Source organism: Rhodococcus indonesiensis, assembly GCF_047782815.1.
Lineage (GTDB): Bacteria > Actinomycetota > Actinomycetes > Mycobacteriales > Mycobacteriaceae > Rhodococcus > Rhodococcus indonesiensis.
Genome location: NZ_CP180631.1, coordinates 54,282 through 66,946 on the forward strand (window position 1 = coordinate 54,282; position 12,665 = coordinate 66,946).

The 12,665-nt window shown below is 67.6% G+C and carries 12 protein-coding genes; 2 read left to right on the forward strand and 10 right to left on the reverse strand.

From position 1 onward, the window contains the following. Positions 1-74: 74 nt before the first annotated feature. The 6 genes from ACM26Y_RS25655 to ACM26Y_RS25680 are packed head-to-tail and all read right to left on the reverse strand — an operon-like array spanning position 75 to position 5,796. Positions 75-1,223 carry an acyl-CoA dehydrogenase family protein gene (locus tag ACM26Y_RS25655; protein WP_416063854.1) on the reverse strand — a complete coding sequence of 383 codons (1,149 nt, stop codon included), beginning with the start codon at positions 1,221-1,223 and terminating at the stop codon, positions 75-77. A gap of 37 nt (positions 1,224-1,260) precedes the next feature. Then, positions 1,261-2,457, reverse strand: a complete 1,197-nt coding sequence (locus tag ACM26Y_RS25660) for an acetyl-CoA acetyltransferase (RefSeq protein WP_416063855.1) — start codon at positions 2,455-2,457, stop codon at positions 1,261-1,263. Position 2,458: 1 nt separating this feature from the next. Further along, entirely contained in the window at positions 2,459-3,895 is a 1,437-nt protein-coding gene (locus ACM26Y_RS25665; protein WP_416063856.1) for an OB-fold domain-containing protein, read from the reverse strand. Positions 3,896-3,930: 35 nt separating this feature from the next. Further along, the gene (locus tag ACM26Y_RS25670) at positions 3,931-4,419 is read right to left on the reverse strand and encodes a MaoC/PaaZ C-terminal domain-containing protein (RefSeq protein ID WP_416063857.1); all 489 of its coding nucleotides are present in this window, start codon (positions 4,417-4,419) and stop codon (positions 3,931-3,933) included. After that, on the reverse strand, positions 4,419-4,859 hold the full coding sequence (locus ACM26Y_RS25675; protein WP_416063858.1) for a MaoC family dehydratase N-terminal domain-containing protein: 441 nt from the start codon (positions 4,857-4,859) through the stop codon (positions 4,419-4,421). The genes ACM26Y_RS25670 and ACM26Y_RS25675 overlap by 1 nt, the downstream gene beginning before the upstream one ends. 1 nt (position 4,860) lies before the next feature. Continuing rightward, on the reverse strand, positions 4,861-5,796 hold the full coding sequence (locus ACM26Y_RS25680; protein ID WP_416063859.1) for an SDR family oxidoreductase: 936 nt from the start codon (positions 5,794-5,796) through the stop codon (positions 4,861-4,863). Positions 5,797-5,992: 196 nt separating this feature from the next. On the opposite strand from ACM26Y_RS25680, the gene ACM26Y_RS25685 reads away from it, so the two are divergent. Continuing rightward, complete coding sequence (locus ACM26Y_RS25685; RefSeq protein ID WP_416063860.1) at positions 5,993-6,874, forward strand: LysR family transcriptional regulator; 882 nt, start codon at positions 5,993-5,995, stop codon at positions 6,872-6,874. 6 nt (positions 6,875-6,880) lie between these two features. Here ACM26Y_RS25685 and ACM26Y_RS25690 read toward each other — a convergent pair whose 3' ends face one another. The 4 genes from ACM26Y_RS25690 to ACM26Y_RS25705 form a co-directional block, all read right to left on the reverse strand. Next, positions 6,881-8,461, reverse strand: coding sequence for an AMP-binding protein (locus ACM26Y_RS25690; protein ID WP_416063861.1), 1,581 nt, complete (start codon positions 8,459-8,461; stop codon positions 6,881-6,883). A 9-nt stretch (positions 8,462-8,470) separates the two neighbouring features. Then, a complete protein-coding gene (locus tag ACM26Y_RS25695; protein WP_416063862.1) occupies positions 8,471-9,328 on the reverse strand; it encodes a MaoC/PaaZ C-terminal domain-containing protein in 858 nt (285 codons plus the stop codon). A 34-nt stretch (positions 9,329-9,362) separates the two neighbouring features. Next, complete coding sequence (locus ACM26Y_RS25700) at positions 9,363-10,262, reverse strand: SDR family oxidoreductase (protein WP_416063874.1); 900 nt, start codon at positions 10,260-10,262, stop codon at positions 9,363-9,365. A 109-nt stretch (positions 10,263-10,371) separates the two neighbouring features. Then, the gene (locus ACM26Y_RS25705; protein ID WP_416063863.1) at positions 10,372-11,154 is read right to left on the reverse strand and encodes an enoyl-CoA hydratase/isomerase family protein; all 783 of its coding nucleotides are present in this window, start codon (positions 11,152-11,154) and stop codon (positions 10,372-10,374) included. A gap of 271 nt (positions 11,155-11,425) precedes the next feature. Here ACM26Y_RS25705 and ACM26Y_RS25710 point away from each other — a divergent pair, with 271 nt between their 5' ends. Then, on the forward strand, positions 11,426-12,646 hold the full coding sequence (locus tag ACM26Y_RS25710; RefSeq protein ID WP_416063864.1) for a TetR/AcrR family transcriptional regulator: 1,221 nt from the start codon (positions 11,426-11,428) through the stop codon (positions 12,644-12,646). Positions 12,647-12,665: the final 19 nt, after the last annotated feature.

Below are 12,665 nucleotides of genomic sequence, written 5' to 3' on the forward strand. Positions count from 1 at the left end.
GCACGGGGAGGACGGGTGTGTTCCGCCGAAGCGGGGTCGGGGCGGAACACACCCGTCGAGCGGGCGGCGGTCGATCAGAGGGTGAGCGATTTGGCGATCACGGTTTTCATGATTTCGCTCGAGCCTGCGGCGATGCGCGCCAGTCGGATGTCGGCGTACAGGCGCGAGATCGGATATTCACGCATGTAGCCGTATCCGCCGTGCAGCTGCAGGCACTTGTCGACCACGCGCCCTGCCATCTCGGTGACGAACAGCTTGACCTTTGCGACGTCGGAGACGCTGAGATCGTCGCTGTTGTAGGCGAGGATCGCCTGGTCCACGAGGGCTTGACCCGCGGCGATGTCGGTGGCGCATTCCGAGAGGACGAACTTGGTGTTCTGGAAGGCAGCCACCGGTTTGCCGAACACCTTGCGTTCTTTGACGTACGCGACGGCGGCGTTGAGGGCGGCCTGCGCCGCCGCCACGGCACTGACCGATTGGGAGAGGCGTTCGGGGACGAGGTTGGACGTCAGATACTCGAACCCGCGGCCCTCCTCACCGAGCATGTTCGCCGCCGGGACCCGCACGTCCTCGAAGAACAGCTCGGCCGTGTCGACCGAATGGGTGCCGAGCTTGTCGAGCTTGCGACCACGGGAAAAGCCGGGCATCCCGTCCTCGACAACGAGCAGGCTGAGCCCGCCGCGACGGTCCTGTTCGTTCGACGAGGTCCGACACGCGACGACCACCAGGTCGGCATTGATACCCCCGGTGATGAACGTCTTCGCCCCGTTGAGGATCCAGTCGTCGCCGTCGCGGACGGCGTTGGTGACGATCCCGCTGAGATCCGATCCCGTGCCGGGCTCGGTCATCGCGATCGAACACATCGTGGTACCGGCGGCGATGCCCGGCAGCCACCGCGTCTTCTGTTCCGCGTCGGCGAACCGGGTGAAGTAGGGCGTGACGATGTTCGCGTGCAACCCCAATGCGCCGAGCCCGGTATAGGTCAGCGCGACCTCTTCGAGAACGACCGAGTTGAAGCGGTAGTCGCTGACCCCGCCGCCGCCGTACTCCTCCGGCACATTCAGTCCGGCGATGCCGAGATCACCGCATCGGGCGTAGATCTGTTTCGGGAAGATGCCGGCCGCTTCCCACTCGTCCATGTAGGGGGCGATCTCCGCTTCGAGGAACTTGCGGACGGTCGCGCGGAAGTCCTCGTGTTCCTGGTCGTACAACGTGCGGTTCATGGTGCTTCCTGTCTGCTGGGCGTTCGGTTCGCTGGGGTCAGGCGGCAGGTTCGGTCCCGACCACGGAGATGAAGCTGACGCAGTCACCGGGGTGTCCCCCGAGGTTGTGGGTCAGACCGAGCTTTTTGACGCTGGTGTCGATCCGGCGTTCCTGCGGCGCTGTGCCCCGCAGTTGCAGCCAGCATTCGAAGAGCATGCGCAGCCCGGAGGCGCCGATCGGATGCCCGAAACTCTTGAGCCCGCCGTCCGGGTTGACGGGCAGGTCACCGGCGAGATCGAACGCGCCATCGAGCACGTCACGCCACGCCTTTCCCCGGTCGCTGAACCCGAGGTCCTCCATGAGAACCAACTCGGTCGGGGTGAAGCAGTCGTGCACTTCGGCCAGGGCGAGTTCGGCGCGTGGGTCCTCGATTCCCGCCTCCGCATACGCGTTGCGTGCACACTCGACAACCTCCCGGATCGAGGTGTAGTCGAACGACGGGTCCATCGGCCCGTCACCGGGACCGGCGACCATCGACAGCGCCTTGACGAACAACGGCTGATCGGTGTACTTGTAGGCGTCCTCGGCGCGCACGATGATCGCGGCCGCGGATCCGTCGGAGACCCCCGAGCAGTCCATCACCCCGAGCATGCCGGAAACCTTGGGGCTGTTGCGGATCGCCTCGAGCGGGACCTCCTTGCGGAACTGTGCCCGTGCGTTACGCGCCCCGTTGTAGTGGTTCTTCCATGCGATGCGGGTGATGACGTCTTTGAGCTTGTCGTCGTCGAGGCCGTACGCATTGGCGTAGGCGGGTGCGAGCAGGCCGAACGCGGCAGGAGCGGTCAGGCCCACCGCCGTGCCGTCGTGCGGCGGGGCAGCTCGGGTGAGGCCGGAATAGCCGGAGTCCTTCAACTTCTCGACCCCGATCGCCATCGCGACGTCGATCGCCCCGGACGCCACGGCATAGCACGCGTTACGGAACGCCTCCGAGCCGGTGGCACAGAAGTTCTCGACACGCGTGACCGGCTTGTAGTCCAATTTGAGCGTGCGGGAGAGAAGCTGACCCGAGAACCCCGAACCCATGGTGCCGAGCCAGTACGCGTCGATGTCGCCTTGTTCCAGACCCGCATCCGCGAGGGCCTCGCGGTTCGCGTCGACAAGCAGGTCCTCTGCGCTGCGGTTCCAGTGCTCGCCGAAGGGCGTGCACCCCATACCGACGATGGCGACCTTGTCCTTGATGCCGTGTGTTGCCATGTCAGGCGTCCTTCCCGGCGGCCGCGACGGGGCGAGCCTTCCAGAAGTAGTTGTGGACTCCGTCGGTCGTGGTGTACAGGCGACGGAACGTCATCTCCACGCGATCCCCGATGCGCAGCGCCGCGGGGTCGGCATCAGTGATCTCGCACATCAACCGGCCACCGGCGAAGTCGACTGCTGCCGCGATGAGGGGCGGGCTGAGGGTATATGCCAGCAGGTCCGCCTGGTACGTCGCGATCGTGCCGTGCTCGCCGACGATGCGTTCGCGCGTCATGTGGTCGACGCTGTGACACGACCGGCACACGCGGATCGGCGGCATATGGCGGGTGCCGCAGTCCGTGCAGCGGGAACTGCTCAGCCCGAACTTCCAGTCCGCCCGGCGCGCGGACGGCGGTGCCGCCGGCCGGTCCGGATCGGGGCGGCGCGGCGGTTCGCGGTGCACGAAGCCGCGCCAGGTCAGGAACCGGGCGTAGTCGACCGCACGGGTGGTGCCGAGCTGCCGGGCCAGCGTCGGCCGGGCGCGGTCGGAGCGGTAGGCGGGCAGGGCCGCGGTTGCGCGGACGATCACCGCATCGACCCCGTCCCCGAGATGGACAAGCAGCAACGTCTGCCCCGGATCCGCCGCATCGAGGAACGAGGCCAGCAGCAGGCCGGGGGCTGCGGTGCCGGTGGCACCGACTACGCCCGCCAGATCGTCGACCACCGTGGCATCCTTGGCCAGCATCCGGGTTGTCGATCCGACCGCGCGGCGGTGGACGCCGGCCACCGCGACGTGGCTGACGTCGGCGCGGGTCAGCCCCGAATCCTTGAGCGCTGCATCGACCGCGTCGGTGACGAGTTCGGTGTAGATGCCCTCGGCGAAGCGTTCCTCCCACACACGGGTGGCCTGGTCGCCGGGGATGCGCCAGCGGTCGAGGAACTCGGCGGATGCGCTGCCGCGGCCGAGGACGGCCCCGACGACATCGTCCCCGGAGCCGAGCAGCGCGGCCGCGGCGGCGTCGCCGCCGTCGCGTTCCTCGGCCGAGGCAGGCAGGCCGGTGCGGATGTCCGAGGCGACGACCAAGGTGCGGCGGCCGGCGTGGGCGGCGTCGGTCGCGGCGACCAGGGCCCCCATGGCCGAGCGTGGTGCGCCGACCATGTCGTATGCCGGTGCCGACGGCGAAAGCGCCAGTGCAGCATGCACGATGGAGGCGTTCGTCTTGTCCGCGTATCCGGGGGTCGCGGTGGCGAAGACGAGGGCGTCAGGATCGGGGCGGCCGTCGAGGGCGGACAGTCCCGCCTCGACGCCCATCGAGGTCGAGTCCTCGTCGAATCCGGCGACAGCGCGAGTGCCTCGACCGGACGGTGTGCCGAGCGTCTTGCCGATCTCGGCGCGGTCGAGACGCCAGATCGGGACGTGGACGCCATAGCTGACCACACCGACGTTGGACGTGTTCATGGTGTCTCCTGATGGTTGATCGATGGTTCCGGAGGTCAGGCGGGAAGAGAGAACTCCGCTGACCCCGCGATGGCGACACCACCGCCGCGGCGTCGGCAGGTGAGCGAGACTTCGACGACGGTGTACTCGCCCTGCGCGTCGAGCGAGGTGACTTCGCCGGTGCACACCAGTACGTCACCCGGCCACACTTGTTCCTGGAAGCGGGTGGTGATGCGGCGGATGTTGCGCGGTCCCAGCCATTCGGCTGCGTAGGTCGCGAGCAGCCCGGCCTGAAACATCCCGATGGAGAAGATGCCCGCGAACCCGGCGTCCTTGGCTGCGGCGTCGTCGTGGTGCAGCGGGTTGAAGTCGCCCGAGGCTCCGGCGTACCGGACGATGTCGGTGACGGTGAGCGGACCGAACTCGCGTTCAGGTCCTCGGTCACCGACTGCGATCGGGCGCAGCCTGCGGTCGGCGTCGGCTCGAGCAGTCGAGGGTGCGACGGGCGCGGTGGGTGTCTCGGTGACGGTGCGGCTACTGGTCATCACGACTCCTTCGGCGCGTGCGCGGTCTGGACTGCGGTCGATCGCTGCTCGGCCACCAGTCGGCCGTTCGGGTCGCGGAACTCGATCACCATGTCGACGAAGGTGAGCGAGCCGCCACGCCGGCCTTGCTTTTCGTACCGATTCGCCACTCGGGCGGACGCGGTGAGTACCTGTCCGGCACGCGGCGGCTCGCCGTGGAAGACGTACTCCTGCTGGGCGTGCAATGTGCGCTGCGGATCCAGGTGGTGGGCCGCGTTCTTCTTCGATTCCGCTGTCTGCCAGAAGAATCCGGAAGTGGTGAGGAAGGTCGGTGGTACGACCGCGTCGGTCTCGGCATACGCCGGATCGGTGGCCATCGTGGCTCGGGCGAACTCGCGGATCTTGCCGTATTCGATGTGGATGTCGAACGTCGGGGTGGCCGATTCGGTGTCGGTGGTCATCTCACTGTCCCCGGTTGGCCTTGGCCTGGGCGTTGTGCTTGCTGGTCAGGCCGTCGGCCGGCTTGTTCGGCATGTGCTTGGTTGCCGCGGCGAGTTCGTCGATCGTCCAGCGCGCGCTCTGCTGGATTGTGTCGACGACCGTCCAGCCCTGGTACAGGCCGATTTCGCCGCCGAGCACCTTGAAGACGTGGCCGCTGAACGGGCACGACTCGGCGGCGAGCAGGCCGACGATCGGTGAGATGTTGGCGGGGTGCCACTCGTCGAAGTCGGCTTCGATCGACTCGACCATGACCTGGCCCAGGCCGGGGGTTGCTTCCGTCAGCCGCGTGCGTGCGACAGGAGCGATCGCGTTGGCCCGCACGTGGTAGCGCTCGAGTTCCTTCGCCGCGATCTGGGTCATTGCGGCGATGCCGGCCTTGGCGGACGCGTAGTTGGTCTGACCGGGGTTGCCGTGCAGTCCCGAGCCGGAGGAGGTGTTGACGAGCGAACGATCGACGGTTGCCCCGGCCTTGGCCTGGTCGCGCCAGTATTCGGCGGCATGACGGGTGACCGCGAACGTGCCCTTGAGGTGGACGTCGACCACCGAGTCGAAGTCCTCTTCACTCATGTTGACCAGCGTGCGGTCGCGGAGGATGCCGGCGTTGTTGACCACGACGTGCAGGTCACCGAATGTGTCGATCGCCGTCCTGATCAGGCGGCGAGCGCCCTCCCAGTCGGACACGCTGTGGGTGTCGGCTACCGCTTCGCCGCCCGCGGTGCGGATCTCGTCGACGACGGCCTGCGCGGCCGAGACGTCGGTGCCGCTGCCGTCGGCGCGGCCCCCGAGATCGTTGACGACGACCTTGGCTCCTTCGGCGGCGAACAGCAGAGCGTGCTCACGGCCGAGTCCTCGTCCGCCGCCGGTGATGACGGCGACGCGTCCGTCGAGATGTCCCATGATGTCTCCTCACTGCCCCGGAATCGGTCCGGGTTGGATGGGTGTACGAAGTCGAATGCCAGAAGTTGCGGTGACGGCGTGAGGCCGTCGTTCGACTTGCTGCGACGCGGTGTCGAGGCCCGCTGACACCGACGCTACGAGAAACCGATAGTTAAGGGAATCCCTCAATTGACTTGAGTGGTGATAACCTGAACTTATGGAGCGTCGGCATTTCGCCCACTTTGTCGCTGTTGTCGACGCGGGCAGCGTTTCCGGCGCGGCCCGCCGTCTTCATTTGAGTCAACCGGCTGTGTCGCAATCCCTTCGGGAGCTGGAACGATCGCTGCATACGACGTTGTTCGTCCGCGGTCGCCGACTGACGTTGACGCCGGCGGGTCGAGCCCTCATCGGTCCCGCACGGCAGACACTGCGCGGATTCGACGCGGCCCGCGTGGCCGTGGAAGCCGTCGAGTCGATGCATGTCGGTCGCCTGGACATCGCTGTGGTGCACGGGATGTCGTACGATCCGTTGGCGCCGATCCTGGTCCGCTTTCGGCGACGGTTCCCCGACATGTCGTTGCGCGTGCTTCATGCTCCGTTCGGTCCGGAAGGATTCGAGATCCTCCGCCGCGGGGAAGCCGAGCTGTTGCTCACCGACCATCCGGCGCCGTTTCCTCGGCACAGCGATGTTCCGGTTCCGATTGCCAAACGCATGGTGGCCGCGTTCGCCGCCGACGCACCGGTCGTCCCGCAGGGGGAGACGGTGACGTTGGCGGAGTTGATGACGTTTCCGCTCATCATCGGGCTCCCCGAGCGGTCGGCGAGTCAGCAGCACTTCGTGGCCCGGCTGGCGGAAGCGGGGTTGGGGCTACCTCATGCAGCGGTGGCCACCGACCATCGCGAGCTGATCATGCCGCTGCTGCTGGCCGGGGTCGGGGTGGCCGTGCTGCCCGAGCCGGAGGGAGAACTCGCCCACCGGCTCGGTGCCGTGGTCAAACCGCTGGACATGCCGCCGTTGCGGTCGGCCTCGATCTTCCACCGGCAGGACCCCTTGTCCCCGGTCGCGTCCGCGTTCCTCGACGTCGTCCGGGACGTGTGACGAGCGTCAGCCTGCGGCCTTTTCGAATGCTGCGCGCAGGTGCGCCTTGTTGATCTTCCCCGCGGCGGTGCGGGGAAGGGTGTCGACCACTCGCAGCACCCGAGGGATCTTGAATCGCGCGAGGCGGCCCGCGCAGTGGTCGAGCAACCGCTCGACGGCCTCGGGTTCCGGCGCCGCGTCCTCGGCCAGCTCGACCAGCGCGACGACCGACTGCCCCCACTCGTCGTTGCTCACACCGAACACCGCCACGTCCACGACGTCCGGGTGTTCGAGCAATGCCGCCTCGACCTCGGCCGGATAGATGTTCACCCCACCGGAGATGATCATGTCGGTGCGTCGGTCACACAGGTACAGCCAGCCGTCTTCATCGAGGTAGCCCATGTCCCCGGGCACGAAATAGCCGTCGACGTAGCTGTGGGCGGTCTTGTGCGGATCGCCCAGATACTCGACGGTCACGCCGGTGCGGATGTGGATCAAGCCCACCTCACCGGCCGACAGCGGCGCTCCCGTTTCGTCGCAGACCCGCACCGACATCCCCGGCCGCGCCTGCCCGACCGAACCTGGATGCTCAAGCCACTGCTCGGAGGTGATCGTCGTTGCAGCACCGGACTCACTCGCGCCGTAGTACTCCATCAGCACGGGCCCGACCCATTCGATCATGGCTCGTTTGGTCGCGACCGGGCAGATCGCGCCGGCGTGCAGCACACAGCGCAGCGACGACACGTCCGCTGTCGCCCGCCGTTCGGCCGGCAGCGAGAGCAATCGATGCAGCATCGTCGGGACGAGGAAGGTATCGGTGACCCGGTGCCTCTCGATCAGCGACAGCACGTGGTCCGGGTCGAAGCCGGAACTGACCACGACGGTCTTGCCCAGCACGAGTCCCATCAGCATGTTCTGGTTGGGTGCGGCGTGGTACAACGGCCCGACCGACAGGAACACCCCTCCAGGACCCATGGATATGCTTCGAGCTGCCGCCGCGATCCGACGTTGGTCGGCCACCGGCGACAGGCCGGAGACCGGACGCACGATGCCCTTCGGTTTGCCGGTCGTGCCCGAGCTGTAGAACAGCAGCGTTCCGGCCGGCCGCTCCGGCAGCGGTCCGTCGGCGCCCGCTAGCTCGGATATCGGCCTGACCCCGTCGACGGCACCCGCCGCCACGAGCCGTGCGCGATCGATCGCGGCGTCGACCGCGGCCGGTACGGCGCTGGGTGCGGTGTGCTCGTCCACGACGACGAGCGCGGGGTTGCAGTCGGCGAGGATGTGGTGCAGTTCGGGAGCGGTGAGGTGCCGGTTGACCGGAACCATGGTGGCGCCGATCGTGTGGGCGGCCACCTGGACGAGCACATACTCGACCCGGTTGGTGAGGATCACTGCGATCCGGTCCCCGGTCCGGATGCCGTGTGCGACGAGCCCGCGAGCAAGGCTCCGGATCCGGGTGGCCAGTTCACCGAAGGTGACGGACTCGCCGCCGTCGACCACCACGGCCGGTCGGTGCGGGGCACGTTCGGCGGTGTCCCAGAAACTCGTGGCCTCGGGCGCGGTGGCGTCGGCACCGGTGTCGGGCGCAACGGACGTGGGGTTGGTCATGGGGTCACCTCACAGCTCACCGGAGAACTCGAACGTACCGCGGTCGAGGACCACCGAACCGTCGGAGGAGATTGTGCGGAACAGAGCTCGGTCGCCGGCGTCCCAGATCTGCACCCGTAACGTCTCGCCCGGCATCACCGGCTTGCTGAAGCGGCCGCTCATCGACCGCACGCGGGTCGGGTCGCCGTCGCACAGGGCGTTCACGAGCAGGCGGCCGGTGACGCCGTAGGTGCACATTCCGTGCAGAATCGGCCGATCGAACCCGGCCTTCTGCGCGAACTTCGGGTCCGAGTGCAGCGGGTTGCGGTCGCCGGACAGACGGTAGAGCAGGGTCTGGTCGGGGCGCACCGTCGAGGTGAGCTCGTGGTCGGCCTCCCGGTGGGGCACCGACCAGTGCGGAACCTGTTGTGCGGGGCCGCCGAATCCACCTTCGCCCCGAATGAACAGACTGGTAGTCGAGGTCAACCACGGGCTTCCGGAGGCAGGGTCGGCGAGGACGGTGTCGAAGACCGCGAGGGCGCCTTTGCCCTTGTCGTAGATGCCGGTCACGACGCTCGAGACGGTCGCGGTTCCTTCCACGGGCAGGGGCCGATGTGTGACGAAGGACTGTTCGCCGTGCAGGACTCGAGACAGGGGGTAGTCGCCGAGCGGGGGGCGTTTGCCGTATGTCATCCCGAGAACGACGCCGTACGCCGGCAGCATCTGCTGCTCGACGCCTTGCGAGTTCTCGGTCGTGTACTGCAGTTCGGTGAGCGGGTCGTCCTGTCCGGCGCCGACCCCGAGCGCGTACAGGATCGCGTCCTTGTGGGTCCACGAGACGGTGGTGGTGTCGCCGGTGACTCCGACGACGTCGAGATTCATGGGCATCGGGTAGCTCCTTGTGCTGCGTTGTGGTGGTCGGTCAGCTCTTGCCCGCGGTGAAGTCGACGTTGTCCCGAGCGCGGGCGAGGAGGTCTTTCATTACCGGGCCCAGATCGGCCGGTGTCCACCGGGTTTGGTTGTCCGCGGACGGTCCGTCGATCCATCCTTCGGCGATGGTGATCCGGTTGCCGCGCAACCCGAAGAGTCGTCCTGTGACCTCGTGCGACTCAGGGCTGCCGAGCCACGCGACGACCGGCGCGATGTAGTGCGCATCCATCGGGTGATCGCCTTGACCGGCGCCGGGGATGATGTTCTCGGTCAGACGTGAGACCGCGCCGGGGTAGATGGCATTGGCGGTGACACCGTAACGTCCGAGTTCTTTCGCGGCGATGAGGGTGAAGGTGGCGATGCCGCCCTTGGCCGCCCCGTAGTTCGCCTGGCCGACGTTGCCGAACAGGCCGCTCGACGAACTTGTGTTGATCAGTCGGGCGTTGCGGGTGCGGCCGGCTTTCGACTCGGTACGCCAGTAGTCGACCGCGCAGCGGGTCGGCAGGAACGTGCCGCGCAGGTGAACCCGGATGACGTCGTCCCAGTCCTGAACCGACATGCTGGCGATCATGCGGTCACGCAGGATTCCGGCGTTGTTGATCAGTACGTCGAGCCCGCCGAACGTATCGATCGCGGTGCGGATCAGGTTGGCCGCCCCGGCCTCGCTCGAGACGTCGTCGCCGTTGACGACTGCCTCACCGCCGAGGGCTCGGATCTGTTCGACGACCTCGCCGGCAGGACCGGCGGAGGCCCCGGAGCCGTCCGGCGCGGAGCCGAGGTCATTGACGACGACCTTGGCTCCTTGACGTGCGAACTCGAGGGCGTACTCGCGGCCGATGCCTCGGCCGGCGCCGGTGATGACCACGATTCTGCCGTCGTTGATGCCGCTCATGGGCACTCCTTCGTCTAATAGGGGAGGACCGCCCGGAGCGGGTCGGTCCACGGGGACCCGGTGGGTCCGAGGTTGGGGAAACTGCCAGGCGTGGGTGCGGCCGGTGGGGTCACTGTCCCCGGAACGCCGGGGTGCGGCGGTCGCGTCGGGCCGCGCGTGCTTCGCGCGCGTCCTCGCTCGTCGCGACCAGTCCCATGTGGGCCGACACCAGATCGAGGTTGGTGCGCAGGTCGTTGCGCAGGCTCAGATGCACGTTGCGGGTGATGATCCGCGTCGCCAGCGGAGGTCCGGCGGCGAGGCGTGCGGCGAAGGCGTGGGCGGTGTCGAACAGGGCGTCGTCGTCGACGACGTGACTGACCAGACCGATCCGCAGAGCCTCCTCGGCATCGACGAAGTCGCCGGTTAGCAGCAGTTCGAGCGCTTTGGCCGTACCGACGATGCGCGGGAGGTAGTGCGCGCCCCCGTCGCCGGGGACGAGCCCGAGACGGATGTATCCCTCGCTCATGCGGGCGCTGCGGGCCAGGAATCGGATATCGCACATGAGCGCCATATCCATGCCCGCGCCGACGGCGACACCGTTCACCGCGGCGATCGAGGGCTTGTCCAGGTCCTCCATCGCCAGGGCGACCTGATGGATGTGCTCGGTGAGCACGCGTTTACCGACCAGGGGGGAGCGGTCGAGATCGGCGATCATGGACAGATCCCCGCCGGCGCAGAATGCGTCCCCGGAGCCGGTCACCACCACTGCACCGACGTCGGGAGCACGGTGTGCCTGCCGGACGAAGTCGGCCCACGCGTCCACCATGTCCAATGTGAAGGCGTTCTTGGCCTCCGGACGCCGGAGCGTGATTGTCGCGACCCGATCGTCGACGGAGTAGGTGATGTCGTCCATTTGAGCTCCTGGCGGGAAACGTCGATCTCCGGGGCGGGTGGCGGTGCGCACGGTGGTGATCGATCCGGTGACGCGGGACACAAGGTGATGAGCTCAGCGAAGCACTCAGCCTCTAAGTATGTCAATGATCGTTAACTAGAGACTTCTTATAGCTCGTATCAGAATGGATTAACCCCACTGAGTCGGATATTCGAAAATATACAATCGTTCACTTGAGGGAGTCGGTGAGTTACGCTCCGTCGATGGACGGAGCGCATGAAGGGCACAGGACATGAGGTCCGGTAAGGGCATGGCCGCGGCCGGCGTGCGCACCCGCGCCCCCCGGGTACCGGCGGATCGGCGGCGCGAGGACATCGTGTCCACGGCAGCCGAGCTGTTTGCGGCCCGAGGCTATACCGGCACCGGGATCGACGACATCGGCGCCACGATCGGGATCAGCGGACCGGCGATCTACCGGCACTTCGCCGGCAAGGACGCCGTGCTCGCCCGGATCGGTGTTCGTTTCCTCGACGGGCTGCACTCGACAGCGGAGGAGGCCGTCGGCGAGTGCCTGGCCGTGGACAGTTTCGGACGCATGGTCGACGCGACTGTGGCATACACCCTGGCTCATTCCCCCGACCTGACCGTGTGTCTGCGGCACCTGTGGCACCTTCACGGCACTGCACTCGACGAACTGCTCGACCGGTGGCACGCCGTCGTCGAGTTGTGGACCCGCGCTGCCACGCTCGCCCGTGTACCGATCGCACCGGAAGATGCGCCGCTGTATCTGCGGGCGGCCTGCGGGGTGGCGCTGGGGGCGAGCCGATCCGAGGAGGGAGTCGATCCGGCACGAGTCCTGGACCTGGTCCGCCTGACCGTCGCGCGGGTGCTCGACACCCCGGTCCCGGAAGGTCGGGCCACCGCCTCTGCCGAACCGGTCGGCGCCGGCCGCCGGTGGATACGGTCGTCGCGACGCGAGCAGATTCTCACCACGGCGATCGGCCTGTTCCGCGAGCGCGGGTTCCGCGGCGTGGCGATGGCCGAGATCGCCGAGGCGCTCGGACTGACCGCCGGCGCGCCGTACCGACACTTCAAGAGCAAGGAGGACATCCTGGCGACGGCGATCGAACGCACCGGTCTGCGGGTGGCGCTCGGCATGGACGATGCGCTGGCAAACGCCACATCGGCGCAGGACGCCGTCGACCGTATGCTGCATGCCTACGTCGACGTGTGTGTCGAAAACGGCGACCTGGTCGCAATCAGTCTGTCCGAGTACCACCACGTTCCCCAGATCCACGAGCGGCGGCGTGCGCGACAGCGCGTCTTCTTCGAGGAGTGGACGCACTGCCTGGCCCAGATCCGGCCCGAGTTGACCACCGCCGAGGCGCGTCTCGTCGTCCGTCTGATGACCGGCTTGGTCACCGAATCGGTGCGGTCCCGGCGCCTGTCGCGCCGCCCACATCTCGCCGACGACCTCTACCGCCTCGCCCAGTCCGTCGTGGCCGGACGCTGAGCGCGCCGACCGGGATCGG